Raw genomic sequence first — 25,937 nt, forward strand, 5'->3', positions numbered from 1 at the left:
TCACAACTATAAGGTGTAGATAGCGCCGACGCGCCCACCGCGCAATCATCTGTGATCTTGCCAGATATCGCGCGTGCCGCGCTTTTCCTGCCCCGGTGACAACCCAAACGCGCCACGATAGCTTTTGGAGAAATGCGACAGCGACCGGAACCCGCAAGCGACGCAAATGTCGGTCACCGTGAGCGCGGTCTGGCGCAGCAGCCCGCGCGCTTTCTCAAGCCGCAGATGCAAGTAGTGCCGCTTGGGCGACACGCCCAGATGTTTGGCAAAGAGCCGTTCAAGCTGCCGGGTGCTGATCGCGACGGCCTGCGCGATCTCGTCCGGGCGCAGCGGGTCCTCAAGGTTGTTTTCCATGATTTGCAGGGCAACGCCCAACTTGCCGTGGGCCAGATCGGGCCGGGTGCGGCGCGACAGCCGTTGACCATGTGTTGGCCCGCGCGGATCGGTATAGACCATCTGATCGGCAACCCATGTGGCCAGATCGGTGCCGTAGTCGTCCCTGATCCGGTGCAGCATCATATCCATCGACGCAGCCCCGCCTGCTGTCGTGAAAATGCGTCCGTCCACGGAATAGAGACTGTTTTGGATGATCACATCCGGCAGTAATTCTGTCAGGGCATCGCGATATTCCCAGTGGGTCGTGACCCGCTTGCCCGACAACAACCCAGCCAAGGCCAGCGTGTAGGTGCCTGACGATAGCGCACCAAAATCCATCCCCTTGCGCACCTCGCGGCGTATCCAGTTGAGGATGGGTTTGGTGCTGTTTTCTCCAGCGCCATGCCCGGCACAAACCACAAGCGTTTCATGTCGATCGAGGTCGGGCAGGGCCGCTTCGACCGCCGCTGTCACACCATTATAGGCGGGTACGGGATCACCGCTTTCGCCAATCAACCGCCATGTGTAAAACACCTGACCCGAGGGATGCAGGTTGGCGAGGCTCAGCGCTTCGAGAGCGCAGGCAAAGCCAAGTTGGGAATAGCCGGGGATAAGCAGAAAGGCATAGGCCTTCGGGGTCGTCACCTCAGGCGGCAAGGGCGGTGTCCAAGAGGGCGCGGACCTTGCGGGCGTAAGGTTCGTTCACCAGGCGCGCGACTTCTTCGCCATTCTTCATCACCAGCAGAGTGGAGCGACGGGTAACCTTTAGCCGCTCGGTCAGTTGGGCCCGCCCAAACGTGTCCCAATCCACATCCACAAAGGTCAGATTCGCGTAAGCCGGGGTATCGGCCAGCGCTTCGGCGATCAGGTCGGCCTTGATCTGGCAGGTGATGGACCAGCTTGCGCGGTAATTCAGAATGATCACCTGATCGGTCGCGCGCAGGGTACGCCACACATCTGGGGTAAACGTCTCGGCAGGGTATGCACCGGCGATGGCAGGGATCAACGCGACGGTAGATAACAAAAAGGTACGGCGGTGCATGTGACGCGGGCTTTCACAACTGAGGGCTACGCAGAATCATATGGGGCAGGTGGGTGCGCGCAAGAGGCGGCGTTCAGGTTTTGGCCTGCCGTGACAATTGCACCGCAAGGATGCCAGCCGCGATAATGGCCACCCCGATCACATCCTGCGTTCCAAGCTGTTCGCCCAGTAACAGAGCCGCAATTGCGACCCCGAAGAACGGGTTGAGGAAGTGAAAGGTGGCCGCCTTGATCGCCCCGATCCGCGCCACCAACGCAAACCATATCCATGTCGCCAACAGACCCGGCCCGATGGTTGTATACGCGAATGCGATGACAAGCTCGGGGGTGACATCGACCCGGATCGTCTCGGTCAGGGCCGAGGCAATGGCCAGCACGCCCGAGCCGACAAACATCTGCAAGCCGACGACCATCATCAGGTTCCCGCCCGAAGACATGGTGCGCATCGACAGGGTCGCTATCGTCAATGCCACGGCTGCAATAATACAAAGTGCAACACCGTAAAGGTCCACGCCCGTGTTCAGCCTCGCCGACATGATCAGAACAACGCCGCCGACGCCCAAAACCAGGCCCGCGACACCCAACAACGGCAAGCGGTCGCGAAACACGATCCAGCCTGCGAAGGCGACCATCAGAGGCATCGTTGAAGCGATGATAGAGGCCAATGACGCCTGCACCGTCTGCATTGCGTAGAAATTCAAACCCAGATAAATTGCGTTCTGGCACACCCCGAAAATGATCGTTGCGCGCCACTGATCGCGGGTCAGGTTCCACGTCTGGCCCAGCATCCGAGCGATCACCACACCGATCAGCCCCGATAGAAAAAACCGCAACGCGAGCGACGCCAAGGGCGATGCATCCGCCACGATGATCCGGGCCGACGTAAACGCAGAGGACCAGATCAGGGCAAATGTCAGCCCCATCAGAATTGCGCGGATGTCCATGAAGGTGCCTTTCGTCTTGCTGCGGGACGTTCTGGCAATTCGGTACGGGATGCAAGCGGGCTGATCACGACCCTGTTTGATGCAAGTGATCGCGTGCCGCTCCACATAAAGGGCAGACGCAAAAGAGGTGATTCATGAAATTCACACGACGCAGGTTTGGCGGGTTGGCGATTGCAGGGGCAAGCGTACCCGTCACAGGGCTGGCTCAGGATATATCGCTGCTGGATGTGCAGCGGGCGGCCTTGTCCGGCACAACATCCGAGTTTGACGCAGCGATGGCGCGGATCAAGGAGCGGGGCAATCCGGATATGGCTGCGGCCCTGATCGTCTCCTTGCGCTTTTCCCGATCACGCGGGGTGCAGATTGCGGACGCGCTCAAGTCCATCACGAGCGAGGATCATTTTACCGATTGGTTCGAATGGATGCTGTGGCAGGAACGCAATCCGCAGATCAAACCACATGCCGATTTCCCCACCTTCAAACGCGAGGTACTGTTGCGGGTGGACGAGAATTTCGCCGACTTCCTGCGCCCCGAACATATCCAACCCGAGGCGATGCGTATCCGGCTTGAGGAGATTTCGTGGGGTGGTGTGGTCAAGGATGGCATCCCGTCGCTCGATAACCCGGACTTGCTGGAGGCGGCCGAGGCCGACTATCTGCGCGGCGATGATCTGGTCTTTGGTGTGTCGATCAACGGCGACACACGTGCCTATCCGCTGCGCATCATGGGCTGGCACGAGATGTTCAACGAGGTGATTGGCGGTGTGCCGGTGGCGCTGGCTTATTGCACGCTATGCGGCTCGGGCATCCTGTTCGAGACGCAAGTGAGCGGTCGGCCCAAGCCGTTGGTCTTTGGGTCGTCCGGCTTTCTTTACCGGTCCAACAAGCTGATGTTTGATCGTGAAACCAACAGCCTTTGGAACCAATATACAGGCAAGCCGGTGGTCGGCCCGCTGGTCGGCAGCGGGATTGAGTTGAAACAACGACCCGTTGTCATCACCACTTGGGACAATTGGAAAGCGGCCAACCCGTCCACAAAGGTGCTGAGCCTTGATACCGGGCATCGACGTGATTACGGCTCTGGTGTGGTCTACAACGACTATTTTGCATCGCCCGATTTGATGTTCCCCGCGCAGGTGGACCAACGGCAGCATGCGCAAAAGGACTACATCTTTACGGTCCGCCAATTCGGGGCTGCACGGGCGTGGCCGCTGGATGCGTTTGTGGGAATGCCGGTGATCAACGATGCGATTGCGGGCACACCATTACTGTTGATCGGTGATGCAGAGACGCGCAGCGTGCGCGCCTACGAACGGTCGGATCACACGTTCACGCCAACGGCCGGGCGGTTGCAGGACCAAAACGGCGGCGAGTGGCGGGTGACGGAGGACGCGCTTGTCGGCCCGGAAGGCGCGCGCCTACCACGGGTGGCGGGGCACATCTCGTATTGGTTTGCCTGGGACAATTACCTTGGCGATGCCGCGACGGTCTATCAGGGATAGTTCACAAAAAAGGGCCGCTCGAAAGCGACCCTTTGGTACTTGAGGTGGCGTCGACTTAACCGTTGACGCTGTCCTTGAGGGCCTTGGCAATTGTCATTTTGACAACCTTGTCGGCCTCTTTTTTGAATTGCTCACCGGTGGCAGGGTTGCGCACCATGCGCTCGGGGCGCTCACGGCAATAGATCTTGCCGACGCCGGGCAGGGTGACGGCACCGCCGCCCGAAACTTCCTTGGTGATCAAGCCACAGATTGCGTCCAGTGCGGCACCTGCGGATTTCTTGTCTGAGTCCATCTCCTCGGCCAGCGCGGCGACGAGTTGGGTTTTTGTCATTGGTTTTGCCATTTTCTGGTCTCCTTCGTCTGCCCGAGAATTAGGGCCTCCTAACCGGTTTGTAACGGTATGTTGTGGGAAAACACAACGAATAGTGGCCTCTTGCAAGTAAAAACAGGGTTTTTTTTGGCGGTTTTTGGCTTCTGCGCCGCATTTGCCGGTCTGTGTTGTGGGCTCTGACGGGCAGTTTGGGCGTTCAACAGCCGACTTGCCGCGATGCAGAGACGATGCGATCATCCCCCAAATGTTTACAAACGACACCGTCAGAAGGCCGTTCTCCTTCTATATTAGAAGAATCGGGTTCCCTTTTATCGGGCTGTTTTTTGCCCTCATGATGAGCGGCTGCACACCCGGCAACGTCATCGTCGTGACCCGCATCGACGTGCGGAGCGACTACGTATCGGCCATCGGTGCGCCCGCATTGAACCGGCGTATCGCAGCCCGCGCGACCGCATTGGGCGGGACATGCGGGCCATGGCTGCAGTCGACAACGGTACTGCGCTGCGGCAGCTTCGGCACCGATGCCTCGACGCAGGCAACCTTCGGCGTTTACGACGATGATGTATATCGGATCCGGATCAGAACATGGATTACGAAGCTGGCTCCCAAAGGTTCGGATACACTAGACAGCGGTGTCCTTTTGTCGGATGCGCACCGCGCGCTTGAAACATGGCTGCTCAGCCAAGGCGTGCCACGCGCCCAGATGGCGCGCGCCATTCGCCAAGTCGGAGAGCGGGCACCACTTGACCTGTTCAACCGATAGCCGCAGCGATCAGAGAAACGCAGTCTCGTCGAAGGACCGCAATTTCCGGCTGTGAATACGCTCCAACGGCATTTCGCGCAGATGTTCCATCGCCCGAATACCGATCATCAGGTGCCGCGCGACCTGTTCCTTGTAAAAGTTCGAGGCCATGCCGGGCAGCTTCAACTCCCCATGTAAGGGTTTGTCGGACACGCACAGCAGCGTGCCATAGGGTACGCGGAACCGATACCCGTTGGCCGCAATCGTTGCGCTTTCCATGTCCAGCGCCACGGCGCGCGATTGGCTCAACCGTTGAACAGGGCCACGCTGATCGCGCAATTCCCAGTTCCGGTCGTCATGGGTGGCAACTGTCCCGGTGCGCATGATCCGCTTCAGCTCGTAGCCTTCCAATTCGGTGACGCTGGCCACGGCCTGCTCAAGGGCGATCTGAATTTCGGCCAGCGCAGGGATGGGCACCCAGGGCGGTAAATCGTTGTCGAGCACGTGGTCTTCGCGCAGATACCCATGCGCCAACACGAAGTCCCCAAGCGCCTGAGAATTCCGCAGCCCCGCGCAGTGTCCGACCATCAGCCACGCATGTGGGCGCAGCACGGCGATGTGGTCCGTCGCCGTCTTTGCGTTCGACGGGCCGACCCCGATATTGACCAGCGTGATGCCTGACCCATCTGCCCGCTTGAGGTGATAGGTCGGCATTTGCGGCGTTTTGAGGCTGTCGGGCAACGGTTGATCGCCCGCGGTAATCTCGGCATTGCCAGTGGATACGAAGGCTGTGTAGCCGCTGTTTGGATCATCGAGCTGTGCGCGGGCATAGGCCTCGAACTCGGACACATAGAATTGGTAGTTGGTGAACAACACGTGGTTCTGGAAATGCGAGGGATCGGTGGCCGTGTAATGGGCCAGACGCGCGAGCGAATAGTCGATGCGCTGCGCCGTAAAGGGGGCCAACGGGCCGATGCCGTTTTCGGGTTCATAGGTCCCGTTCACGATATCATCGTTGGTGTTGCTGAGGTCCGGCACGTCGAAAAAGTCGCGCAGCGGAAAGGATGCGGCCCCCTGCTGTGGCACCGTCAGGTTCGGGTCGTTAGCGACCGCAAAATGCACCGGCATCGGTGTGCTGGAATAGCCGATTTCGACGGGCTGGTCGTGGTTGCAGATGAGCAGATCGATCTGTTGGACCAGATAGTTGGCGAACAGGTCAGGTCGCGTGACCGTCGTGGCATATGTGCCGGGTGCAGACACGTGCCCAAAGCTGAGCCGCGTATCGACCCGCGCATAGCTTGATGTGGTAAAGCGGATTTCGGGGTAGAACGCTCGCACGCGGCCTGCCGGTGCACCGTTCTCCATCGCGTCTAAAAACTGCGAGCACAGGAAATCAGAGGCCTCTTGGTAGAGGTTCTTAAGCCGTTCCACTGCGGCCGTCGCGTCGTTGAATTCCGTGTGGCTTTGATGGCTTTGATCAGGTGTTTTCATGTTGTCGGCTCAAGTACTGGGATAAATTCAAAGGTACGCACGTCGACCAACCCAAGGTCCGAGATGCGCAATTCAGGGATAACGACCAAGGCAAGCAAGGAGTGCTGCATATAGGCGTTGTTGAGGGTGCAGCCGCAGTCGAGCATCGCCTGCACGAGCTGGTCTGCCTTGGCGGCGACCTCGCGGGCAGGGCGGTCCGACATCAGGCCCGCAATCGGCAGTTCAACCAGCGCCAGTTCGATCCCGTCGCGAAAGATCGTGACCCCGCCACCCACCTCGGCCAACCGGTTTGCAGCCAGCGCCATTTGGGTGCGATCAGTCCCCACCACGATCATGTGGTGACTGTCATGCGCCACTGTCGAGGCCATCGCCATTCTGCCGGCATAGTTGAAACCTGCGACAAGCGCGTTTGTGACGCCGCCCGTCGCGCGGTGTCGTTCAACCAGCGCGATCTGGCACGTGTCTCCATGCGGTTCGACCTTGCCATCATTGACGGGCAGGTCGCGTTTCAATGCTTTGGTCGGTGCCTGATTTTCGACGACGCCGATGACATTGGCAGTCAACGAATTGCGGCCTTCGGGTGCTTTGATCTCAAAGTCTGATGCGGTCAGCGTTTTGCCCAGATGCACGGTCTGCCGGGCTGTCTCCGGCCAGTCAAGATGTGGGCAGTCCACGACCAGCTTGCCATCCATCGCAACGGTCTTGCCACGTGCGATGACCTGCTCGATCGGCAGGGTTTTCAGATCCGAGGTCAGGATCACATCTGCGCGCCGTCCCGGGGTCAGCGACCCGATCTCGCGTTCCAGCCCGAAATGGGTGGCAGTGTTGATCGTTGCCATTTGCAGCGCGATCAGCGGGTCACATCCGCAGTCGATGGCGTGGCGCACCACCCGGTTCATATGTCCGTCATTCACCAAGGTGCCGGAATGGCAGTCATCGGTGCACAGGATCATGTTGCGCGGATCAAGGCCCTTTTCGGTGATGGCGGTGATCTGGGTTTCGACGTCGTACCAGGCCGACCCAAGACGGATCATCGACCGCATCCCCTGCCGCATCCGCGCAATCGCATCCGCCTCGCAGGTGCCTTCGTGATCGTCCGCAGGCCCGCCCGCAACATAGGCGGCAAAGTCGCGGCCCAGATCGGGCGAGGCATAGTGCCCGCCGACCGTCTTGCCCGCCCGCTGCGTGGCCGCGACCTCGGCCAGCATTTGCGGATCGCCCGCCGCCATGCCGGGAAAGTTCATCATTTCGCCCAGACCGATGATGCCAGGCCAGTCCATGGCTTCGGCCACATCTTCGGCACTGATCTCATAACCCGTCGTTTCCATACCCGGCGCGGAAGGGGCGCAGGACGGCATCTGTGTCCAGATGTTGACGGGCTGCATCAACGCTTCGTCATGCATCAGGCGGACCCCGGCAAGGCCCAGCACATTCGCAATCTCATGGGGGTCGGTGAACATCGAGGTGGTGCCATGCGGGATCACCGCAGCGGCAAACTCGGCAGGGGTTAGCATCCCGGATTCGATGTGCATATGACCGTCGCACAGCCCGGGGATCATGTAGCGGCCCTGCGCCTCGATCACTTCCGTGTCGGGGCCCGTGCAATAGCTCGCATCGGGTACGACACAGGCAATGCGCCCGTCCTTGATGGCGATGTCGTGGTCTGACAGCGCCTCGCGGGTGTGCACGTTTACCCACGTGCCGCCACGAATGACTATGTCTGCAAATGCGCGGCCCGCGGCCACGTCCACAAGGGCCGGGGCAGTGTCAGGCCAGCTTGGAAAGGGGGTCGGGAAAAGGTCGTGTTCCATGACCCAATATTTCACCACGCCCGGGGGGCTGCAAGTGATATTCCGATGACACGCGCGTGGAACCGCTGGGACAGCCACCGCGTTGCACTTCCATGCAGGCCGACACCCATATTCCCGACAGCCTGATCTGGTACGGCGACGACCAGCCGGGCATCAAGCGGCATCGGGCCGGGCGCGGCTTCAGCTATGTCGGCCCCGACGGCACGAGGATTGATCGAGGGGCCGAGCGCAAACGGATCGAAGCACTTGCCGTTCCTCCCGCCTATGACAAGGTCTGGATCAGCCCACGCAAGAATGGTCACCTGCTTGCCACGGGATATGACGCGCGGGAGCGCAAGCAATACCGGTATCATCCTGACTTCAGCGCCTTTCGGGCGGCGACCAAGTTTGATGATCTGGCGGCATTCGGAGCGATCCTGCCCCGTGTGCGGCGGCGGGTCCATGCGGCACTAACAGCCGAGGCGGGCGATGAAGAGTTTGCAATCGCTGCCGCCTTGCGCCTGATTGATCGGGCGTCACTGCGGATCGGCACACCGGACTACGCGGTGGACAACAATACCTATGGCGCAACGACCCTGCGCGGGCGGCATCTGAAGCTGGACGGAAACACGGTGCGGCTGGATTATACCGCCAAGGGCGGCCAGCGGGTGCGCAAACGGCTGAATGACCGGACGCTAATGCGGGCGCTGGAAAAGATGGACGATCTGCCAGGTGGCGCGCTCATGCAATATTGCGACGAGGAGGGACAGTTGCGCCAGCTTGGCCCCGAGCAAGTCAACCGCTGGCTGCGGGGTGTTGCCGACCGCGAGGGGCTGACGGCCAAAACGTTTCGCACATGGAACGGTTCGGTTGCGGCCCTTGATGCGGCGCTGAACAGCGACGGCAAGGTGAGCATCAAAGCGATGGCAACCGCTGCGTCCGAAGTGCTGCACAACACGCCGACGATTGCGCGAAATTCCTATATCCACCCGGCGGTCATCGATCTGGCCGAAACCGGTGACCTGCCGAAAGTCCCCGACAGACCCACCGGGTTGCGCCAACCCGAACGGGCGCTCATGGCGCTTCTGTCTTGACGCTTTGGCGTCAGGTCGCAAGGGTGTGACCATGGACTACGACACGATAGATGCGGACCGGTTCGGGCGCGGTTTGCACGGCATCGGGCTGAACTTGCTTGTGCGGGATGTGGGGGCCGAGGTTGCGTTTCTGCAAGCGGTCTTCGGCATGACCACCCATCAGCCGACCGCCGATTTTGCAATCATGTCCTATGGCGGGCAGGTGTTCCAACTCCACAGCGACGGAACCTATCATTCAAACCCCTTGCTCGGATTGCTGCCTGAAAACCCGCCACGCGGGGGTGGTATCGAAATCCGGCTCTACGACACCGACCCCGAAGATGCAGTGGCGCGGGCCAAGGCGCATGGGGCGACCATTTTGCAAGAACCCACCGACAAACCGCACGGACTGCGCGAGGCGTATATTCTGTGCGAGAATGGCTACGCTTGGGTGCCGTCGCGCGGCAAAGACGCCTAGATTCGATCTCGGCGCGTTTTTCCTAGACGGTCCGGCTAAAAAGGAGCTGTCATGATCGACCATATCACATTTGGCGTGACAGATTTCGCGCGTTCCACAGAGTTTTATGATCGTGCGTTTGCCCCACTGGGCCTCAAGCGGCTGTTCAGCCTTCCCGAGGATGACGCTGATGAGGTCAATGTGACGGGCTACGGCGATGATCGTCCGTGGTTTTGGCTGGCCGAAGAAAAGGCGACGACCGGGCTGTTGCACGTGGCCTTGCAGGCGACCAGCCGCGCTGCTGTCGACGCGTTTCACGCGGCCGCAATCCGTGCGGGTGGTACAGACAATGGCGCGCCGGGACTGCGCCCGCACTATCACCCCGACTACTATGCCGCCTTTGTGCTGGACCCGGACGGGCACAATATCGAGGCCATGTGCCCTACCCCAACCTGACAATGGCTGTGCGGTTTGCGCCATCAACCGCACGCTTTGCCCGGCACGCAGGACATCAACGTCGCAAACAGGCTTGATCGCACCCCTGACCATCATGCAGGCTTACCCTCAACAAAAGGGAGCACGCGCATGGCAGTCACCGATCTTCGCCCGAACATGGACCACTGGCAGGAACGCGTGGACCTCGCTGCAGCCTTTCGCTGGACCGTGCGATTGAACATGCACGAGGCGGTTGCGAACCATTTTTCCCTCGCGATCAACGATGACGGCACAAAGTTCCTGATGAACCCGAACCAGATGCACTTTTCGCGCATCAAGGCATCCGACCTGATCGTGGTTGATGCCAATGACCCGGCCAGTATGGAAGGGCCGGATGCGCCCGATCCGACCGCCTGGGGCCTGCATGGGGGTATGCACAAGTATTGCGCCCATGCCCGGTGCGCGATGCACGTGCATTCCCCCTATGCCACGGCTTTGGCGGCTTTGGCCGACAGCACCTTGCCACCCGTCGATCAGAACGGCTGCATGTTCTACAACCGGGTCGTCGTGGATGGCGATTATGGCGGGTTGGCTTTCGAGGAAGAAGGTGAACGCTGCGCCAAGCTGTTCGACGACCCGAAGAAAAAGGTCATGGTGATGGGCAATCACGGCATCATGGTGCTGGGTGACACCGTGGCGGACACCTTCAACCGGATGTTCTATTTCGAGCGGGCCTGCCAGACCTACCTGCTGGCCCTGCACACCGGCAAACCGCTGCGGATCATCCCCGACGATGTGGCCGAAAAGACCGCGCAGGAAATCGAAGACTACCCCGAACAGGACGAACGCCATCTGGCTGAACTGAAGGCGATTCTGGACGAGGAAGGGGCCAGCTATGCAAGCTGATGCCGAAGCCAAAGAAGCCGCGCGCTGGAACCACCGCCCGCCCACGCCTATTGCGCAGAACCCGTTGTTTCAGTGGCCGCCGCGGCCCATGGCGATTTTTCGCTGGTACGCCGCCTTCTGGTTCGAGATTTCGACGACGACCCTGTGCCTTGTGCTGGCCCTTGGCACCTATTTCCTGATCCTGCCGGATCTGGCGCAGATGCAGACATTCTCGCCGGGGTGGATGATCCGGGTGTGGCTTGCCAATCTGGTGCCGCAATGCCTGATCGCAGGTGGGTTGCACTATTGGCTGATCACCTGGAAAAAACAGGGCGACGAGAGCAAGTTTGACCCGCGGGATCAGAACCGCAACAACGGGTCGTTCACCTTCAACAACCAGGTCCTCGACAACATGTTCTGGCACATCGCGTCCGGCATCACGCTATGGAGCCTCGCGCAGATCGGTGTGTTCTGGATGATGGCAAATGGCTACGCGCCGACGCTGCTGTTTCCTGACAACCCGGTCTGGTTTGTGGCTGCTTTCGTGCTGATCCCGATTTGGTCGAGCTTCCACTTTTACTGGATCCACAGGGCGCTGCATTGGCCGCCGCTTTATAAGTTGGCGCACAGCCTGCACCACCGCAATGTGAACGTCGGCCCGTGGTCGGGCATTGCGATGCACCCGGTGGAACACGCGCTGTTCTACACGAATTTCCTAATCCATCTGGTGATGCCGACGCATCCGATCCACCTGATGTTCCATGGCTATGTGCAGTCGACCCATCCCGTGTTTTCCCACTCGGGGTTCGAAAACCTGATGGTCAAGGACAGTCCGCAACTGCGCATGGGCGTGTTCTTTCACCAACTCCATCACCGCTATTTCGAGTGCAACTACGGAACAGTCGAAATGCCCTGGGATCGTTGGTTTGGCAGCTATCACGATGGCACCGGTGAGGCGACTGAAGAGGCCCGCGCGCGCAAGAAGCAGATGTATACCTAGGACTTGCGGAACGCCAAAAGCAGGGCGGTGTCGCGCGCATGTGGTCCGCTGGCGTCTGGCGAGTAGATTGCGACCTCGGTGTGCGACAGGGCGGTGATCTGCGGTGCGAGATCGGCCATCTTCGCCTCGAAACCGGCGGCACCGTAGTGTTGGGCATTGACCGATATCACGATCCAGCCGCCGGGGCGCACAACGCTCAGGATTGCATCGATGCCCTCGGGGCCAACATGGCCGTTGGTGAATGTGCCGGAGCTGACAGCCCCTTGATAAGGCGCACCGGGGGCCTGAAACCCATTCAGGATGTTGCTGGTAAACAAGGTGCGGTAGATGTCCTTGGCGCGCGCAACCTCAAGCATCTCGGGCGAGATGTCCGTCGCATCAACCGGCTCGATCCCTTGGGCACGCAGTGCGGCACCGCACAGACCGGTTCCGGCCCCCACATCCAGCACAGGCCCAAACCCGCCCATGAGGGCAAAATGGCGCGCGACGGCCTTATGCAGAATGTACCCGTTCGCCTGCGCAAACCCCACGTCATAAGTATCCGCCCAATCGCGATAGAGGGCAACGGAGTCCTCGGATGTCTTTAGCCCATATGCACGGTTCAGGTCAGGATCATCTGTCATGCCACGATTAGGCAAAGCCGCGCCCGTTTTGGCAAGGGGCTTGTCCCGACGCGATGCACAGGCCACCTATGAGGGATGACCAAGACTCTGCTTTCGTTCGGCCACGGATACTCTGCCAAGGCCCTCACCACCTTGCTGCTGCCCCAAGGCTGGCAGATCATCGGCACAATCCGCAGCGCGGACAAGGCGGATGCGTTGGCTGACACGGGCATCACTTCGATGGTTTTTCCCGGCGCGGATATGGCGGCGGCGATCCAGGCTGCGACCCATCTGTTAATTTCTGCTGGACCGGATGGAGAGGGCGATCCGGTCTTGCGAGACGTCGGTGACATGATCAAGGCGCGTGCAACCGCGTTTGAATGGGTCGGATACTTGTCTACTACCGGGGTCTATGGCGACCACCAGGGCGGTTGGGTGGATGAGACCACGGCGCTCACCCCCAGCACTCGGCGCGGACAGTGGCGCGCTGAGGCTGAAGGCGCGTGGGCCGCGATCCCCGGACTACCGCTGCACATCTTTCGGCTTGCCGGGATTTACGGGCCCGGGCGTGGTCCGTTCGCCAAAGTGCGGGCTGGCACCGCGCGACGGATCATAAAAAAGGATCAGGTGTTTTCCCGCACCCATGTCGAAGATATCGCGCAAATCGTTGCGGCTTCGATCGCGCAACCCAACCCCGGCGCAATCTACAATGTCTGCGATGATGACCCGGCACCACCACAGGACGTGATCGGGCACGCGGCAGACCTTCTGGGTCTGCCCTTGCCCCCCGCAGAGGACTTTGAGACGGCCGACATGACACCCATGGCGCGCAGTTTCTACGCTGAAAGCAAGCGGGTCCGGAACGATCGGATCAAGGAGGAGTTGGGTATCACGCTGCGCTATCCAACCTATAAGGAGGGGCTTGCCGCCCTGCTGACCGATGACTTTGACTGAAGATCAGACCCTGGGTCACCTGCTTGACCAAATGGACATGGCGGCAGATGGCACTGAGGTGTCGGTGCAGGACGTGCTGGACCAGATCGGTGATCGGTCAATCATGCCGGTCGTGTTGGTCATCGCCCTCGCTCTGATTTCGCCCCTGTCGGGCATTCCTGGTGTGCCCACAATCTCAGCGATCATTATCCTGTTGATTATCGGCCAATCACTTGCTGGTCGACAACATCTTTGGCTTCCGGGGTTTTTGCGCAATCGGTGTGTGCGGGCTGATCGCATGGAAAAGGCCGTGGCGTTCCTGCGCCGACCAGCGGCTTGGGTGGACCGCCGCTCGGCTGTGCGGTTGCGTATTCTGACATCCGGGCCGTGGCGGTTCGTGACGTTGATCGCTTGCATGGTGGTGGCCATGATCTGGCCGTTTCTTGAGCTGATTCCGTTCATGACCACCATAGGCGCGACTGCGGTGGCTTTCATGTCGTTCGGATTGCTGACCCGCGATGGTCTTTATGTGCTGTGTGGCTATGGGGTGGGGGCTTTGTTGATCGGGTTGGCGTTGGTCTTGTTTAAGGCCGCGATCTGAGGGCGGGCAAAGCGGTAAAGCACGGCACCCACCAGGCCGAAGACAACCAGCAGACCTATCGCCGTCCCTGCATTCACGGCGTAGAATCCGGCCCGATCCGCCCATTCCATCGAGTTCAGGAACGGGTAGGGCAGTCCGCTCGTCACGGACCCGAGCGGTTTGTCGTTGAACCGCTGCACGAACAGTTCGGCCCACGCCACATAGGCCCCAATGATCAGCAACAATGGGATGGCCGCACGCCAGACGCGGCGAAACACGCAGGCGATAAACAGCGCGTCAATGATTTGCAGCACAGGCCCCAACCCATGCAGATAGTATTCCAGATACCAGATGATCTGCCCATTGCCATTCACCAGCGACGGGTCGGTGAAATAGAGCCGCCAATAGAGAAACACGACCATCACGTTCAGCACGGCAGCGCACATGGCGGTGACTTCATGGCGGCGGGTGATCCGGTGTTCGCTCAGCGCCAGCATACGGCTGGCCGAATAGAAGGACAGAAACAATGCCCAGATTGTAAGGTATCGAAACGGGCCGCCCGGACCGGACCACGACCCCAGAAATATCTGATGCAGGCAGTATCCTGCTGCCAGCAAAAAGACGATCCAGCGGTAGGTGACAATGGCGCGCGCATGTATGTTCATCGCTCCAGCGTGGCCCAAGGGTCGCGCCGGTGCAAGCTTCAGGCACGCACTTCGCCGAGTGACGCTACGCCAAGCAGGTTCAGCACTTTGGCCTCGATATGTTCGGCGTTCATGCCTGCGACGGCGTACATATCCGCCGGCCCCGCCTGATCGATAAAGATGTCGGGCAGCACCATGGACCGGTATTTGAGGCCCGTGTCGAACACGCCCTCTTCGGCGAGCAGTTGGGCAACGTGGCTGCCAAAGCCGCCTATGGCCCCCTCTTCAATGGTGATCAGCGCGTTGTGCCGTGCGGCCAGATCAAGGATCAGATCGCGATCAAGTGGTTTGGCAAAGCGTGCATCGGCGATGGTGGGTGTGATCCCCTTGGCGGTCAGACTTTCGGCGGCCTTTTCCACCTCGGACAGACGCGTGCCGAAGGACAGCAGCGCAATGCCTGTCCCCTCCTTGATGATCCGGCCCTTGCCGATTTCAAGCGGGGTGCCGCGTTCGGGCATGTCCACGCCCGTGCCTTCACCGCGCGGAAACCGGAACGCGATAGGCCCGGTGTCATGCGCCGCTGCGGTGGCGACCATATGCGCGAGTTCAGCTTCATCTGCCGCTGCCATGACCACAAAGCCCGGCAGGTTCGACAGATAAGATATATCGAAGGCTCCTGCATGGGTCGCGCCATCAGCGCCCACAAGCCCGGCTCGGTCGATGGCAAAGCGCACAGGCAACCGCTGGATCGCCACATCATGCACCACCTGATCGTACCCGCGTTGCAGGAAGGTCGAATACATCGTGCAAAACGGCTTCATCCCACCCGCGGCAAGTGCGGCCGAAAACGTGACACCGTGCTGTTCCGCGATGCCGACATCAAAACAGCGGCTCGGGTAACGCTCAGCAAAAAGGTTCAGGCCCGTGCCATCCGGCATGGCGGCAGTGACTGCGCAAATCTTGTCGTCGTCCTGTGCGGCCTTCACCAGATGTTCGGCAAATACTTTGGTGTAGCTGGGCGCGTTGCTGGCTGCCTTCTTTTGTTCGCCTGTGACCACGTCGAATTTCGCAGTCGCATGGCCCTTGTCGCGCGCCGTTTCGGCAGGGGCATATCCCTTCCCCTTTTTCGTCAGCACATGGATCAGGATCGGGCCGCGCGCACGTTCCTTGACGGTGCGCAGAACGGGCAGCAATTGGTCCATGTTGTGCCCGTCGATGGGGCCAAGATAGCTGAACCCCAACTCTTCGAACAGAGTTCCACCCACGGCCATGCCCTTGAGCATTTCCTTCGCGCGCTTGGCCCCTTCGCGGAAGGGTTCGGGCAACAGGCTGACTGCACCCTTGGCGGCGGCCTTGAAATCCTGAAACGGGTTTTGGGCATATAGCCGCGATAGATAGGAGGACATCGCCCCGACTGGCGGTGCAATGCTCATCTCGTTGTCGTTCAGGATCACGATCAGGCGTTTGCCCAAGTGACCGGCGTTGTTCAGCGCCTCATATGCCATGCCCGCGCTCATCGACCCGTCGCCGATAACTGCGATGGCATCGCCTGCGCCCTCCGGGGTGACCCCGCCCAGATCGCGCGCAACGGCAAAGCCCAAGGCGGCGCTGATCGAGGTCGAGGAATGGGCTGCCCCAAACGGGTCATATGGCGACTCGGCGCGTTTCGTGAAGCCGCTCAACCCGTCTTTCATGCGCAGAGTGCGGATGCGATCGCGCCGTTCGGTCAGAATCTTGTGGGGATAGCATTGGTGCCCCACATCCCAGATCAGCTTGTCGCGCGGAGTGTCGAACACGGCGTGTAAGGCGACCGTCAACTCAACCACACCAAGGCCCGCGCCCAGATGCCCACCTGTCACAGAGACCGCTGAAATCGTCTCGGCCCGGACTTCGTCCGCGACCTGGCGCAGTTGCGCATCTGACAGATGTTTCAGATCAGCGGGGCGCTGGATCATATCCAGCAGCGGGGTGTCGGGGCGATCGGTCATCAGGTGTCTCTAACTCGTGCGGGTAACAACAAAGCGGGCAGTGTCCCGCAATATGTCGCCGTCCGCTCGGTATATATCTAACGCATCGCAGGCCTCAGTCACCAGATCATCTGCGCGGCGTTTCGCCTCGTCCAGCCCAAGCAGCGACACGAAGGTGGCCTTGCCCGCATCGGCGTCCTTGCTGGTGGCCTTGCCCATCGCTTCGGCGTCGCTGGTCACGTCCAGCACATCGTCCGCAATCTGAAAGGCGAGGCCAAGCGCGCGGGAATAGGTTTGCAGCGGGGTCAGATCCGCGCCCGCCATGCGCGCCCCGGCGGTGGCGGACCATTCGATCAAGGCCCCCGTCTTACCGCGTTGCAGGGCGGTGATCTGATCAAGGGTCAACGGGGTGTTTGCCGTTTCCGCCGCAATGTCCAAGGCTTGGCCCAGAACCATGCCCTGCGCACCGGAGGCGCGCGCCAAGGACAGCGACAGGTCGGCGCGCACATCGCCACGGCCCACGTCCGGGTGTGATACCAATTCAAAAGCCAGAGTTTGCAGCGCATCTCCGGCCAGCACGGCAGTGGCCTCGTCCCATTTTACATGAACGGTGGGCGCGCCGCGCCGCAGATCGTCGTCGTCCATGCAAGGCAGGTCGTCGTGCACCAGCGAATAGGCGTGCTGCGCCTCGATTCCCGTCGCGGGCCAGATCGCGGCTGCGGGATCGATCCCGTGCAATCGTGCGCTTTCGAGCACCATGAATCCACGCAGGCGTTTGCCGCCATTGGTCGCATGGGCCATCGCGTGCACCACGGGCAGATCATCAAACGTGCTCAGGACGGCGTCAAATTGCGCCTGAATGGCTGTACCAGCCTCGGTAAGTTTTTGGCGAAGCATTCCCGGTCAAAGGTCGTTGACAGGTTTCAACCCGGTTGGGTTGCCATCGCCATCAAGCGTAATGGCGGCCACCTTCTCCTCGGCCTCTTTAAGCTTGGTCTCGCAGCGGGTCTTGAGCGCGGCACCGCGCTCATACAGCTTGATGGAGTCGTCCAGCGCCACATCACCCCGTTCCAGCTGACCCAGCACCTTTTCCAATTCGGCCATGGCCTCTTCGAATCTCATCTCGTCTACGGGGCGGTCAGTCATTGGGCGGCCTTTATCAGCGATTGTACATGGGCGCGGGCGCAAGCGGCCAGCGCATCAAGATCATAGCCCCCTTCCAGGACCGACACCACCCGGCCTTTGCACAGGGTTCGTGCAGCTTTTGTGATCATTTCAGTGAGGCGCACGAAGGTGTCCACGCTCCAATTCAACTGGGCAAGGGGGTCGTCCTGATGGGCGTCGAACCCGGCAGAGATCAGGATCAGATCGGGTTTGTGCGCCATGAGCGCCGGGATCACTTTCGCCTCGTAAGCGGCAATGGCGTGCGCGCCGTCGGTGCCGGGGGCAAGGGGGATGTTCAGAACGGTCCCGTGCGGGCCGCGATCCTCGGCCTGTCCGGTGCCGGGCCACAATGGAATCTGCTGCGAGGTGATCACCAGCGCCTGGGGATCGTCCTGCAACAACGCTTGGGTGCCGTTGCCGTGGTGTACGTCAAAGTCCACCACTGCGACACGGTCCAGACCGTGTACCTCAAGCGCGTGCTTGGCGGCGATGGCGACGTTGCCAAAGATGCAAAAGCCCATGGGCAGGGACTGTTCAGCGTGATGACCCGGCGGGCGCATGGCGACAAAGGCGTTCTGTGCCTCGTCATCAAGCACCATATCCACCGCTTTGACAGCACCCCCGACCGCGCGCCAGATCGCGTTTTCCGAGGTGGGGGACAGGAACGTTTCTGCATCGGTCTCGCGATCTAGTCCGGCAAAGCCATGGGCCGGAATTTTCGAGCGCACAAAGTCGATATAGGATCGCGGATGGCACAGTGCGATGGAGGCATCATCGGCCAGCGGCGGGTCCACCCGGAGCAGGTCCAGATCCTCAAGCGCGCGTTGAACATAAGCCAGCCGCGCGACCTGTTCGGGCATGCCCGTCGGGGTGACATGGGCCAGCCCGTCGGCATGGGTCAGAAGTGCGGTTCTCATATCTTCATTGTTCCAAAAATATGCAAATCCAACCCCGCAACAGGCTCAATCGGGGGCAAGCATATAGCCCGCACCGCGCACGGTTTGCAGATAACGCGGCTGCTTGGGATTGCTTTCGATCTTGCGGCGCAGGCGGGTGATCTGGACGTCGACCGCGCGTTCCTGGGCCTGGCCTCGATCGCGGCCCAGGTCCTCGACCAGCTTGGCACGGCTGATCGCCTCACCCGGTTGGGCCGAAAACAGCTTCATCAACTGCATCTCGGTGGCCGTCAGACGGACCAGATCCGGCCCCTGCCACATCTCGCCACGCTCCATGTCATAACGGATCGGGCCGAGGGTGAGAATCTTGGGCGTCGCCTCTTCGGCGGCGACATCCGGCACCCGGCGCAGGATCGCATTGATGCGCAACAACAGCTCTTTGGGCTCAAACGGTTTGGGCAGGTAGTCGTCCGCACCGGCCTCGAGTCCCTCGATCCGGTTCTCGGTGTCGCCCTTGGCGGTCAATAGCAGGATGGGGGTTGCATGGGTTTCCCGCAAAGACCGGCACAGGCTCAGCCCGTCTTCACCCGGCATCATCACATCGAGTACGATCATATCAAAATCGAGCCCTGCGAGAATACGTCGCGCATGTTCGGCATCGCGCGCAGACGTGACCAGAAACCCATTCCGCATAAGGAACTTTTGCAGCAACGTACGGATGCGTTCGTCGTCATCCACAATCAACAGATGTGCGTCAAAATCGCTCATGCGCCGCTCTCCTTCAGTCGTGTGTAGGTGCGCTGCATTTCCGTGTCCATCATAGCCTCAAGCACCGTGCGAAAGCCTGCCACTGCATCTGGTCCTGCATCCCGAAACGCCGAGCGCATGCGAACCCGCTGCGCATCGGACAACTGCCCCTCGAGGGCGCGCCCTGCATCCGTCAGATAGAGGTGACGCTCCCGTTTGTCAGACTTTCCTACACGGCTTTCGACCAATCCGTCTTCTATCATCGTGCGCAATACGCGGTTCAGCGATTGTTTGGTGACCCCAAGAATGTTGAGCAGGTTGTTCACCGTTGTGCCTGGAGCGCGATTGATGAAATGGATAGCGCGGTGATGGGCGCGCCCATAGGCGAGGTTGGCCAAAATGCGGTCCGGGTCGGCTGTAAAGCCGCGATAGGCAAAGAACATCGCCTCGATCCCTTGGCGCAATTGTTCGTCCGTCAGAAACAACAGGTTCTCGCCGCTGATTGCGGCGGGCGTGCGTCCATCGGCCATGCGTATCCCTCGTCTTGTACTGTCCGCTTTGCGATCAGTTTAAGTCAGCCTTGTTGACATTCCAAGAGCGAAGGGCTATCGAATCGCAGGTTTTGCGCAACTATGTGTCCGCATCGGACTTATTCGCGCAATAATTGCAAATTGGAGGGTGCCATGGCTGGTTATGATGATCGTGACGGAAAGATTTGGATGGACGGCCAAATGGTCGATTGGCGCAGCGCGAATGTCCATGTCCTGAGCCATGCCATGCACTATGCCAGTTCCGTGTTTGAGGGCGAGCGGGCCTACAACGGCAAGATTTTCCTGAGCCGCAAACACTCGGAACGTCTGCATTTTTCGGCTGGCGAACTGGATTTCCAGATCCCCTATACCGTGGACGAGATTGAAGCCGCCAAGCAGCAGGTTCTGACCGCCAATGGCCTGACGGACGCCTATGTCCGGGCGGTCGCATGGCGCGGTGCGGGCGAAGATATGGGTGTCTCTTCCGCCCGCAACCCGGTCCATTTGGCCATCGCCGCATGGGAATGGGGCAGCTATTACGGCGACGCCAAGTTCAAGGGTGCCAAGATCGATATCGCCAAGTGGAAGCGCCCGAGCCCCGAAGCGATCCCGGTTCATGCCAAGGCGGCGGGCCTTTACATGATCTGCACGACCTCCAAACATGCAGCCGAAGCCAAGGGCTGCTCGGACGCGCTGTTCATGGATTATCGCGGCTATGTCGCCGAATGCACCGGGGCCAACATCTTTTTCGTTAAGGACGGAGAGGTGCACACGCCCAAGGCCGACGTCTTTTTGAACGGGCTGACCCGCCAGACGGTGATCGGCATGTTGGAAGACCGCCAGATCAAGGTGCATGAACGCGTCATTATGCCCGAAGAACTCGAAGGGTTCGAACAGTGCTGGCTGACCGGCACCGCAGCCGAAGTCACACCCGTGGGTGAGATCGCGGACTACAATTTCGAGGTCGGAACGATCACCCGCGAGATCGCCGAAAGCTACGAAAAGCTGGTGCGCGCCTGACATGGATTTCGACGCCTTCGCTGAAGAGTGGGAGGCAGCGTGGAATTCCCATGATCTGACCCGCATCCTTGCCCATTACAGCGAGGACGTGGTGTTCCGCTCGCGGAAGGCGATGCGGCTGATGGGGCGGGGCGAGTTACAAGGAAAGACCGCCTTGCGCGACTATTGGAGCCGCGCGCTTGAGGCGCAGCCGGGCCTGTCCTTTGTCGTGGTCGACGTGCTGCACGGGCATGGCATGCTGGTAATCACCTATCGTAACCAGAATGACGTACTCGCCGCCGAAACGCTGCGCTTTGGACCGGATGGTTTGGTGGTCGAGGCGTCAGCTTGCCATCGCCCGGTTTGAACTGACCTCAATTTCCTTGAAATCAGGTGCGCTGTCGACCTGCACACCTGCGGCGCGCAGGTCCGCCATCGCGGCGGTGCTTTCTTCGTCGGGCCCGGGCCCCGGTTCGCGCAGGATCACGCGCGCAATGCGGCCAGGATTGCGTTTGTGCATGTCGAGATAGACGTGCGCGTCATGCTGTCCGGTATCGCCAATCAAGACGAAGGGCAGACCAGGATTGGCCCGCAAAAGCGATTCAATGGCCGCCCCTTTGTGATCGCCGTGGGTCCCTGTGATGAACTGTGTTTCTGACAGGCCAAGATCGCGCAAGAACATGGGCGCCTTGAGCAGACCGTGCCGATCAAAGATCGCGCGCAGGAAGTGGAACATGTTCCAAGGCGACGAACTCACGAGATAGACCGGGTTGCGGTCTCCGTGCAGCGCGTCGATCAGCGCGATGCTGTCGGGAAAGATATGCCGGGTCGCCGCATTGCCGGTCAGCGAGGTCCAGAGGTTCCGCACCAGCGAGTACGCTCCGGTTTCCAGCAGCGTGTCGTCGATATCCGAAATGACCCCGTAGGTCGCGTGTTGATGCGGAATCAGCACTTCGAGGACCGCACTCTCGGCGGGGGTGTCGACCAAATGGGCCGAGACGGTGTGCCAACCCGGCGGTACATCCGCACGTGGCAGTACAAGGGTGAAATAGCCTTCTTCGTCGCTACGCGTGGTGACGCCCTCTGCAGCGATGGCCACATCTGCCACCTCGTCCGTCGCAAACAGTGCCATCATCTGCACGAAGTTGGTCCATTTGCTTTGAGTGGGCAGCGGCTGTCTCCGGCGTCGACGGCTGAGGATACGGCCACGCAGGATCAGAGCATCCGGCGTGGCGTAGCCTAGGTAGGGTTCAATGATCGGTGCGTCGGGGCGGGTTGTCTTGATCCGATCGACAAAGCGTTCGATTGGATGCAGTACGCGGGCGAGTGTTGTTTTGAAAGACATGCCTAGTAAACGCGGCGGAGGCTAGAGTGGTTCCGCCTAACCCTTTGGATCAGTGACTTGCCGGGCCTTGCGCCGGTCCATCCCCAGGTGCCGTTCGCGCCATATGATCAGCACGCCGCCCAATACCACAAGCGATGCACCGATCACCGTGGCCGATGTCGGTATTTCGGCAAAGATCACGTATCCGATCACCGCCGCGAAGATCAGAGATGCATAGTCGAACGGTGCCAGCATCGACGCCGCGCCGAACCGGTAACTCGACGTCACGAGGATTTGGGCAACACCGCCGATCAGCCCCGCGCCGATCAGCAAGGCCAGATCGCGGCCCGCCGGGATCACCCAGCCAAAGGGCAGACTCAGCAGGCTCAGCACCGTCGCGGTCAGCGAAAAATAGAACACAATGGCGGCAGTATGTTCGGTTTTGACCAGCGTGCGGATGTGGATTTGGACCAAAGCCCGCAGGATCGCAGCGGCCAAGACCATGATCGCACCAAGGCTTGCCGCAGTACCGAGACTATCGACGGTCAGTCTGGGCCACATCACGATCATCACACCGACCAGCCCAAGGGCCACCGCGCTGATCCGGAACAGGCGAATACGCTCGCTCAGCATAACGGCAGCCAAAATGACGGTGAACATGGGCGTCGCATAGCCGATGGCAGTCACTTCTGGCAGGGGCAGCAAGCCAAGCCCGGCAAAGGTCAGTGCCATGGCGGATGTGCCGAACAAACCCCGCCAGATATGACCGCGCAGATTGTTGGGGATCAGCGCCTCGCGGATTTCGCTCCGCTGCCAGATCCAGGCGACGATGATCGGCATTGCAAACAGCGAGCGGAAGAACACGGCCTGCCCTGCGGGAACGTTCTGGGTCGCTACCTTGATCATCGCGGCCATGACCATAAACAGAAATACCGCCATCAGCTTGAGCGCGATGGCGGTTCCGGGTTTGTTTTGGGTCGAGGGCTGTTGCATTGCCCCCGACCCTTGGAGGGTTATTGGCGTCTTGGCAAGCCTTAGCCCAAGCTGGCGACACCGAGTGGCACGCTGAACTTCTCGCACCAGATGTAGACTTCGTTGAAGTCGGCAATGTCGATGCCTGCAGGAACGGTGAAGGACTGGCTACCTGTCAGGTTGGCCAGCTTGCCGGAGTCGGTGTTGCCGTTGAAATTGCCGTCTTTGCCCAGGCCCACGCGGGGGTCGGGTGCGCCGTCGAGGCTGAAGTCTTCGCCCAATGTGATGGTGTGGCTGCCGTCGGCGTTCTTGGTGATCTCAACGCCGCCGGTTGTGATGTGATCGGATGCGCCGACAAAGGTGCCAGAGCCGACGGTTTCGGCTTGCGCGGTCAGGGCGGTGAGGCTGATGACGGCGAACAATGCGACGGCGATAACGGTTTGAATGGTTTTGAACATCTGGACGATCCTTAGAGACTGGGGTGTGCTGTTTTGATGCACCCACATCTATCTTTAGGAACCGATTGGTACAATACACGAGTCCGTGAGTTCTGGACTATCTGGTTCCTTACGCTATATTGAGGTTCGAGCAGATGGAGACCGAACATGGCCCGCCCCAGAACTTTTGACCCTGATGTCGCGATTGAAAAGGCCATGCAGGTCTTTTGGACCCATGGATATGAAGGTGCCTCGCTACCAGATTTGCTGGATGGCATGGGCCTAACCCGCGGCAGTCTCTACAAGGCGTTCACCGACAAGAAGACGTTGTTTCTCAAGGTTCTCGAACGCTACGAGGATATGGCTGTACAGGCTGGTGTCACGATGCTCAACGATCCGGGAATCCCTGATGGGGCTGATCGGATAATGGCGATGTTCACGGGTGCGTATCAGCGCGTCACTGACGGTGATCAACGTGGCTGTCTGCTGTGCAGCGCGGCCGCTGGCCCAAGCAATTATGATGATGAGATTGCCGCCGTCGTATCCAAAAGCCTTGGCACTTTGCGCGACGGGATCGAGGCTGCGTTGCGTGCCTCGCCCAAGCACGCGGCCCTAGATGACGCAGCGCGGGGCGAATTGGCGGACATGCTGATTTCGCAATATGTGGGCCTGCGCACGATGGCCCGCGCCCGCATCGCGCCAGAGATGTTGCGAAACGCCGTGCGCTCGGTCGGGGTGATGCTGGCCTAGCCGATCGAGCCGCGCTCACCGCCCGTTTGCCCACGATCCAACAGCAGATGGTCGAGGATCACGCAAGCCATCATCGCCTCACCCACAGGAACGGCTCTGATCCCGACACAGGGGTCGTGACGGCCTTTGGTGATGATCTCGGCGTCTTCACCCGATTTGGTGATCGTTTTTCGGGTCTGCAGAATGGACGAGGTCGGCTTGACCGCAAACCGCACCACGATGTCTTGTCCCGTGCTGATGCCCCCAAGGATGCCCCCGGCGTGGTTCGAGGAATATTCCGGCCCGTCCGGCCCCATGGTGATCTCGTCTGCGTTGAGTTCGCCCGTCAGCATCGCCGCCGACATGCCTTCGCCGATTTCGACCCCTTTGACCGCGTTGATGCTCATCATCGCGGCGGCCAGATCGGTGTCGAGCTTGCCGTAGACCGGTGCCCCAAGCCCCGCAGGCACTTTGCGTGCCACGACTTCGATGACCGCCCCCACGCTTGATCCGGATTTGCGCAGGCCGTCAAGATAGTTGGCCCATGTCGCCGCGGCCTGCGCGTCAGGCACCCAGAACGGGTTCTGGTCAATCTGGTCCCAATCAAACTGGTCGCGGTCAATCTCGTGTGCGCCCATGCGGGTCATGTAACCGGTGATCTGCACTTCGGGGGCCAGCTTGCCAAGGGCGGCACGCGCCAGCCCGCCAGCCGCCACACGGCTGGCGGTTTCGCGGGCCGAGGACCGGCCCCCGCCGCGATAATCCCTGATCCCGTATTTCTGCCAATAGGTGATGTCGGCGTGACCGGGGCGGAATTTCTCGGCGATGTCGCCATAGTCTTTTGAGCGTTGATCCGTGTTCTCGATCATCAACTGAATGGGCGTGCCGGTCGTAACCCCTTCGAAGACGCCGGACAGGATCCGCACCTCATCCGCCTCGCGCCGCTGCGTGGTGTATTTGTTTTGCCCCGGTTTGCGCTTGTCGAGCCAGTGTTGGAGCATCGCCGCATCCACTGCCACGCCCGGAGGGCAGCCATCGACCGTCGCGCCAAGGGCAGGCCCGTGGCTTTCGCCCCATGTGGTGACGCGGAAAAGATGGCCAAAGCTGTTGATCGACATGGACGGCTCCTTGCTGTCGGACCCGTCTAGCGGCGCACTTGCGGTGGCTCAAGGCGTTTTGTGCTTGCCCCGCAGGCCACTGACCCCTAGCTATTGCCTTACCTCGGGGTGCTGGAAACAGCTGAGATGCGTGATGCGAACCCGTTGAACCTGAACCGGTTAACACCGGCGGAGGGAAGGTTTGGATCACCCCAACACCTATTTCCCGCCGTCTTCTTTATTGGAGGAT

30 protein-coding genes and 1 riboswitch are annotated in these 25,937 nt (G+C 60.4%); of the genes, 12 read left to right on the top strand and 18 right to left on the bottom strand.

What is annotated here, in order from left to right; translation table 11 throughout:
- Positions 1 to 45: 45 nt before the first annotated feature.
- The 3 genes from Q0908_RS05540 to Q0908_RS05550 all read right to left on the bottom strand — a co-directional run bounded on the left by Q0908_RS05540 (position 46) and on the right by Q0908_RS05550 (position 2,360).
- On the bottom strand, positions 46 to 1,020 hold the full coding sequence (locus tag Q0908_RS05540; RefSeq protein ID WP_299281671.1) for a GlxA family transcriptional regulator: 975 nt from the start codon (positions 1,018 to 1,020) through the stop codon (positions 46 to 48).
- Between the two features lies 1 nt (position 1,021).
- A complete protein-coding gene (locus tag Q0908_RS05545; protein ID WP_299281673.1) occupies positions 1,022 to 1,417 on the bottom strand; it encodes a thioredoxin family protein in 396 nt (131 codons plus the stop codon).
- Positions 1,418 to 1,490: 73 nt separating this feature from the next.
- Positions 1,491 to 2,360, bottom strand: a complete 870-nt coding sequence (locus tag Q0908_RS05550; protein WP_299281675.1) for a DMT family transporter — start codon at positions 2,358 to 2,360, stop codon at positions 1,491 to 1,493.
- A gap of 134 nt (positions 2,361 to 2,494) precedes the next feature.
- Here Q0908_RS05550 and Q0908_RS05555 point away from each other — a divergent pair, with 134 nt between their 5' ends.
- Complete coding sequence (locus Q0908_RS05555) at positions 2,495 to 3,862, top strand: DUF3179 domain-containing protein (protein ID WP_299281676.1); 1,368 nt, start codon at positions 2,495 to 2,497, stop codon at positions 3,860 to 3,862.
- 55 nt (positions 3,863 to 3,917) lie between these two features.
- Here Q0908_RS05555 and Q0908_RS05560 read toward each other — a convergent pair whose 3' ends face one another.
- The gene (locus Q0908_RS05560; protein ID WP_299153005.1) at positions 3,918 to 4,205 is read right to left on the bottom strand and encodes an HU family DNA-binding protein; all 288 of its coding nucleotides are present in this window, start codon (positions 4,203 to 4,205) and stop codon (positions 3,918 to 3,920) included.
- A gap of 322 nt (positions 4,206 to 4,527) precedes the next feature.
- Here Q0908_RS05560 and Q0908_RS05565 point away from each other — a divergent pair, with 322 nt between their 5' ends.
- Positions 4,528 to 4,956, top strand: coding sequence for a hypothetical protein (locus Q0908_RS05565; RefSeq protein WP_299281677.1), 429 nt, complete (start codon positions 4,528 to 4,530; stop codon positions 4,954 to 4,956).
- Positions 4,957 to 4,965: 9 nt separating this feature from the next.
- On the opposite strand, the gene Q0908_RS05570 is transcribed toward Q0908_RS05565, so the two are convergent.
- Positions 4,966 to 6,426, bottom strand: coding sequence for an AMP nucleosidase (locus Q0908_RS05570; protein ID WP_299281679.1), 1,461 nt, complete (start codon positions 6,424 to 6,426; stop codon positions 4,966 to 4,968).
- Positions 6,423 to 8,237, bottom strand: coding sequence for an adenine deaminase (ade, locus tag Q0908_RS05575; protein ID WP_299281681.1), 1,815 nt, complete (start codon positions 8,235 to 8,237; stop codon positions 6,423 to 6,425). Before ade ends, Q0908_RS05570 begins: the two co-directional genes overlap by 4 nt.
- 92 nt (positions 8,238 to 8,329) lie before the next feature.
- On the opposite strand from ade, the gene Q0908_RS05580 reads away from it, so the two are divergent.
- From Q0908_RS05580 to Q0908_RS05600, 5 genes are all read left to right on the top strand, one after another.
- A complete protein-coding gene (locus tag Q0908_RS05580) occupies positions 8,330 to 9,310 on the top strand; it encodes a DNA topoisomerase IB (RefSeq protein WP_299281683.1) in 981 nt (326 codons plus the stop codon).
- 31 nt (positions 9,311 to 9,341) lie between these two features.
- The gene (locus Q0908_RS05585) at positions 9,342 to 9,767 is read left to right on the top strand and encodes a VOC family protein (protein WP_299281685.1); all 426 of its coding nucleotides are present in this window, start codon (positions 9,342 to 9,344) and stop codon (positions 9,765 to 9,767) included.
- A gap of 51 nt (positions 9,768 to 9,818) precedes the next feature.
- Entirely contained in the window at positions 9,819 to 10,202 is a 384-nt protein-coding gene (locus Q0908_RS05590) for a VOC family protein (protein ID WP_299281687.1), read from the top strand.
- 129 nt (positions 10,203 to 10,331) lie between these two features.
- Positions 10,332 to 11,087: a class II aldolase and adducin N-terminal domain-containing protein gene (locus Q0908_RS05595; protein WP_299281689.1), complete on the top strand. Its 756-nt coding sequence runs from the start codon at positions 10,332 to 10,334 to the stop codon at positions 11,085 to 11,087.
- Positions 11,077 to 12,066, top strand: a complete 990-nt coding sequence (locus Q0908_RS05600) for a sterol desaturase family protein (protein WP_299281691.1) — start codon at positions 11,077 to 11,079, stop codon at positions 12,064 to 12,066. Before Q0908_RS05595 ends, Q0908_RS05600 begins: the two co-directional genes overlap by 11 nt.
- Here the strand turns inward: Q0908_RS05600 and Q0908_RS05605 are convergent.
- Entirely contained in the window at positions 12,063 to 12,689 is a 627-nt protein-coding gene (locus tag Q0908_RS05605) for a class I SAM-dependent methyltransferase (RefSeq protein ID WP_299281693.1), read from the bottom strand. The two genes, Q0908_RS05600 and Q0908_RS05605, sit on opposite strands and share 4 nt — an antisense overlap.
- 75 nt (positions 12,690 to 12,764) lie before the next feature.
- Between Q0908_RS05605 and Q0908_RS05610 the strand changes: the two genes are divergently transcribed.
- On the top strand, positions 12,765 to 13,622 hold the full coding sequence (locus Q0908_RS05610) for an SDR family oxidoreductase (RefSeq protein WP_299281695.1): 858 nt from the start codon (positions 12,765 to 12,767) through the stop codon (positions 13,620 to 13,622).
- On the top strand, positions 13,609 to 14,202 hold the full coding sequence (locus tag Q0908_RS05615; protein ID WP_299281697.1) for an exopolysaccharide biosynthesis protein: 594 nt from the start codon (positions 13,609 to 13,611) through the stop codon (positions 14,200 to 14,202). The genes Q0908_RS05610 and Q0908_RS05615 overlap by 14 nt, the downstream gene beginning before the upstream one ends.
- Here Q0908_RS05615 and Q0908_RS05620 read toward each other — a convergent pair.
- Genes Q0908_RS05620 through Q0908_RS05650 form a run of 7 tightly spaced genes read right to left on the bottom strand, consistent with a single transcriptional unit; the run spans position 14,142 to position 20,129 of the window.
- Positions 14,142 to 14,846 (bottom strand): hypothetical protein, encoded by a 705-nt coding sequence (locus tag Q0908_RS05620; protein WP_299281699.1) that lies wholly within the window; start codon positions 14,844 to 14,846, stop codon positions 14,142 to 14,144. The two genes, Q0908_RS05615 and Q0908_RS05620, sit on opposite strands and share 61 nt — an antisense overlap.
- 38 nt (positions 14,847 to 14,884) lie before the next feature.
- Positions 14,885 to 16,813 (bottom strand): 1-deoxy-D-xylulose-5-phosphate synthase, encoded by a 1,929-nt coding sequence (gene dxs / locus Q0908_RS05625; RefSeq protein ID WP_299281701.1) that lies wholly within the window; start codon positions 16,811 to 16,813, stop codon positions 14,885 to 14,887.
- 9 nt (positions 16,814 to 16,822) lie between these two features.
- Positions 16,823 to 17,689, bottom strand: a complete 867-nt coding sequence (locus Q0908_RS05630) for a polyprenyl synthetase family protein (protein ID WP_299281703.1) — start codon at positions 17,687 to 17,689, stop codon at positions 16,823 to 16,825.
- Between the two features lie 6 nt (positions 17,690 to 17,695).
- Positions 17,696 to 17,938, bottom strand: a complete 243-nt coding sequence (locus Q0908_RS05635) for an exodeoxyribonuclease VII small subunit (RefSeq protein ID WP_299281705.1) — start codon at positions 17,936 to 17,938, stop codon at positions 17,696 to 17,698.
- A complete protein-coding gene (locus Q0908_RS05640; protein ID WP_299281707.1) occupies positions 17,935 to 18,873 on the bottom strand; it encodes a histone deacetylase family protein in 939 nt (312 codons plus the stop codon). Before Q0908_RS05640 ends, Q0908_RS05635 begins: the two co-directional genes overlap by 4 nt.
- Positions 18,874 to 18,918: 45 nt before the next feature.
- A complete protein-coding gene (locus Q0908_RS05645) occupies positions 18,919 to 19,620 on the bottom strand; it encodes a response regulator (RefSeq protein WP_299152939.1) in 702 nt (233 codons plus the stop codon).
- Entirely contained in the window at positions 19,617 to 20,129 is a 513-nt protein-coding gene (locus Q0908_RS05650) for a MarR family transcriptional regulator (RefSeq protein WP_299281709.1), read from the bottom strand. The genes Q0908_RS05645 and Q0908_RS05650 overlap by 4 nt, the downstream gene beginning before the upstream one ends.
- Before the next feature lie 153 nt (positions 20,130 to 20,282).
- Between Q0908_RS05650 and Q0908_RS05655 the strand changes: the two genes are divergently transcribed.
- Positions 20,283 to 21,149: a branched-chain amino acid aminotransferase gene (locus Q0908_RS05655; protein WP_299281711.1), complete on the top strand. Its 867-nt coding sequence runs from the start codon at positions 20,283 to 20,285 to the stop codon at positions 21,147 to 21,149.
- 1 nt (position 21,150) lies between these two features.
- A complete protein-coding gene (locus tag Q0908_RS05660) occupies positions 21,151 to 21,495 on the top strand; it encodes a nuclear transport factor 2 family protein (protein WP_299281713.1) in 345 nt (114 codons plus the stop codon).
- On the opposite strand, the gene Q0908_RS05665 is transcribed toward Q0908_RS05660, so the two are convergent.
- Genes Q0908_RS05665 through Q0908_RS05675 form a run of 3 tightly spaced genes read right to left on the bottom strand, consistent with a single transcriptional unit; the run spans position 21,472 to position 23,882 of the window.
- On the bottom strand, positions 21,472 to 22,473 hold the full coding sequence (locus Q0908_RS05665; protein WP_299281715.1) for a phosphatase domain-containing protein: 1,002 nt from the start codon (positions 22,471 to 22,473) through the stop codon (positions 21,472 to 21,474). The two genes, Q0908_RS05660 and Q0908_RS05665, sit on opposite strands and share 24 nt — an antisense overlap.
- A 36-nt stretch (positions 22,474 to 22,509) precedes the next feature.
- Positions 22,510 to 23,445, bottom strand: a complete 936-nt coding sequence (locus Q0908_RS05670; protein WP_299281717.1) for a DMT family transporter — start codon at positions 23,443 to 23,445, stop codon at positions 22,510 to 22,512.
- A 41-nt stretch (positions 23,446 to 23,486) separates the two neighbouring features.
- Positions 23,487 to 23,882 (bottom strand): DM13 domain-containing protein, encoded by a 396-nt coding sequence (locus tag Q0908_RS05675; RefSeq protein ID WP_299281719.1) that lies wholly within the window; start codon positions 23,880 to 23,882, stop codon positions 23,487 to 23,489.
- 147 nt (positions 23,883 to 24,029) lie between these two features.
- Here Q0908_RS05675 and Q0908_RS05680 point away from each other — a divergent pair, with 147 nt between their 5' ends.
- On the top strand, positions 24,030 to 24,611 hold the full coding sequence (locus Q0908_RS05680) for a TetR/AcrR family transcriptional regulator (protein ID WP_299281721.1): 582 nt from the start codon (positions 24,030 to 24,032) through the stop codon (positions 24,609 to 24,611).
- Here the strand turns inward: Q0908_RS05680 and aroC are convergent.
- Entirely contained in the window at positions 24,608 to 25,708 is a 1,101-nt protein-coding gene (gene aroC, locus Q0908_RS05685) for a chorismate synthase (protein ID WP_299281723.1), read from the bottom strand. The two genes, Q0908_RS05680 and aroC, sit on opposite strands and share 4 nt — an antisense overlap.
- Before the next feature lie 94 nt (positions 25,709 to 25,802).
- Positions 25,803 to 25,902, top strand: a riboswitch (TPP riboswitch).
- Positions 25,903 to 25,937: the final 35 nt, after the last annotated feature.

This window comes from uncultured Tateyamaria sp. (assembly GCF_947494755.1).
Taxonomy (GTDB): domain Bacteria; phylum Pseudomonadota; class Alphaproteobacteria; order Rhodobacterales; family Rhodobacteraceae; genus Tateyamaria.

What these genes read in the sequence shown, in the direction of transcription:
- Q0908_RS05545 (WP_299281673.1), bottom strand. Translation starts at nt 1,417, where the DNA reads ATGCACCGCCGTACCTTTTTGTTATCTACCGTCGCGTTGATCCCTGCC.
- Q0908_RS05550 (WP_299281675.1), bottom strand. Translation starts at nt 2,360, where the DNA reads ATGGACATCCGCGCAATTCTGATGGGGCTGACATTTGCCCTGATCTGG.
- Q0908_RS05555 (WP_299281676.1), top strand. Translation starts at nt 2,495, where the DNA reads ATGAAATTCACACGACGCAGGTTTGGCGGGTTGGCGATTGCAGGGGCA.
- Q0908_RS05560 (WP_299153005.1), bottom strand. Translation starts at nt 4,205, where the DNA reads ATGGCAAAACCAATGACAAAAACCCAACTCGTCGCCGCGCTGGCCGAG.
- Q0908_RS05565 (WP_299281677.1), top strand. Translation starts at nt 4,528, where the DNA reads ATGAGCGGCTGCACACCCGGCAACGTCATCGTCGTGACCCGCATCGAC.
- Q0908_RS05570 (WP_299281679.1), bottom strand. Translation starts at nt 6,426, where the DNA reads ATGAAAACACCTGATCAAAGCCATCAAAGCCACACGGAATTCAACGAC.
- ade (WP_299281681.1), bottom strand. Translation starts at nt 8,237, where the DNA reads ATGGAACACGACCTTTTCCCGACCCCCTTTCCAAGCTGGCCTGACACT.
- Q0908_RS05580 (WP_299281683.1), top strand. Translation starts at nt 8,330, where the DNA reads ATGCAGGCCGACACCCATATTCCCGACAGCCTGATCTGGTACGGCGAC.
- Q0908_RS05585 (WP_299281685.1), top strand. Translation starts at nt 9,342, where the DNA reads ATGGACTACGACACGATAGATGCGGACCGGTTCGGGCGCGGTTTGCAC.
- Q0908_RS05590 (WP_299281687.1), top strand. Translation starts at nt 9,819, where the DNA reads ATGATCGACCATATCACATTTGGCGTGACAGATTTCGCGCGTTCCACA.
- Q0908_RS05595 (WP_299281689.1), top strand. Translation starts at nt 10,332, where the DNA reads ATGGCAGTCACCGATCTTCGCCCGAACATGGACCACTGGCAGGAACGC.
- Q0908_RS05600 (WP_299281691.1), top strand. Translation starts at nt 11,077, where the DNA reads ATGCAAGCTGATGCCGAAGCCAAAGAAGCCGCGCGCTGGAACCACCGC.
- Q0908_RS05605 (WP_299281693.1), bottom strand. Translation starts at nt 12,689, where the DNA reads ATGACAGATGATCCTGACCTGAACCGTGCATATGGGCTAAAGACATCC.
- Q0908_RS05610 (WP_299281695.1), top strand. Translation starts at nt 12,765, where the DNA reads ATGACCAAGACTCTGCTTTCGTTCGGCCACGGATACTCTGCCAAGGCC.
- Q0908_RS05615 (WP_299281697.1), top strand. Translation starts at nt 13,609, where the DNA reads ATGACTTTGACTGAAGATCAGACCCTGGGTCACCTGCTTGACCAAATG.
- Q0908_RS05620 (WP_299281699.1), bottom strand. Translation starts at nt 14,846, where the DNA reads ATGAACATACATGCGCGCGCCATTGTCACCTACCGCTGGATCGTCTTT.
- dxs (WP_299281701.1), bottom strand. Translation starts at nt 16,813, where the DNA reads ATGACCGATCGCCCCGACACCCCGCTGCTGGATATGATCCAGCGCCCC.
- Q0908_RS05630 (WP_299281703.1), bottom strand. Translation starts at nt 17,689, where the DNA reads ATGCTTCGCCAAAAACTTACCGAGGCTGGTACAGCCATTCAGGCGCAA.
- Q0908_RS05635 (WP_299281705.1), bottom strand. Translation starts at nt 17,938, where the DNA reads ATGACTGACCGCCCCGTAGACGAGATGAGATTCGAAGAGGCCATGGCC.
- Q0908_RS05640 (WP_299281707.1), bottom strand. Translation starts at nt 18,873, where the DNA reads ATGAGAACCGCACTTCTGACCCATGCCGACGGGCTGGCCCATGTCACC.
- Q0908_RS05645 (WP_299152939.1), bottom strand. Translation starts at nt 19,620, where the DNA reads ATGAGCGATTTTGACGCACATCTGTTGATTGTGGATGACGACGAACGC.
- Q0908_RS05650 (WP_299281709.1), bottom strand. Translation starts at nt 20,129, where the DNA reads ATGGCCGATGGACGCACGCCCGCCGCAATCAGCGGCGAGAACCTGTTG.
- Q0908_RS05655 (WP_299281711.1), top strand. Translation starts at nt 20,283, where the DNA reads ATGGCTGGTTATGATGATCGTGACGGAAAGATTTGGATGGACGGCCAA.
- Q0908_RS05660 (WP_299281713.1), top strand. Translation starts at nt 21,151, where the DNA reads ATGGATTTCGACGCCTTCGCTGAAGAGTGGGAGGCAGCGTGGAATTCC.
- Q0908_RS05665 (WP_299281715.1), bottom strand. Translation starts at nt 22,473, where the DNA reads ATGTCTTTCAAAACAACACTCGCCCGCGTACTGCATCCAATCGAACGC.
- Q0908_RS05670 (WP_299281717.1), bottom strand. Translation starts at nt 23,445, where the DNA reads ATGCAACAGCCCTCGACCCAAAACAAACCCGGAACCGCCATCGCGCTC.
- Q0908_RS05675 (WP_299281719.1), bottom strand. Translation starts at nt 23,882, where the DNA reads ATGTTCAAAACCATTCAAACCGTTATCGCCGTCGCATTGTTCGCCGTC.
- Q0908_RS05680 (WP_299281721.1), top strand. Translation starts at nt 24,030, where the DNA reads ATGGCCCGCCCCAGAACTTTTGACCCTGATGTCGCGATTGAAAAGGCC.
- aroC (WP_299281723.1), bottom strand. Translation starts at nt 25,708, where the DNA reads ATGTCGATCAACAGCTTTGGCCATCTTTTCCGCGTCACCACATGGGGC.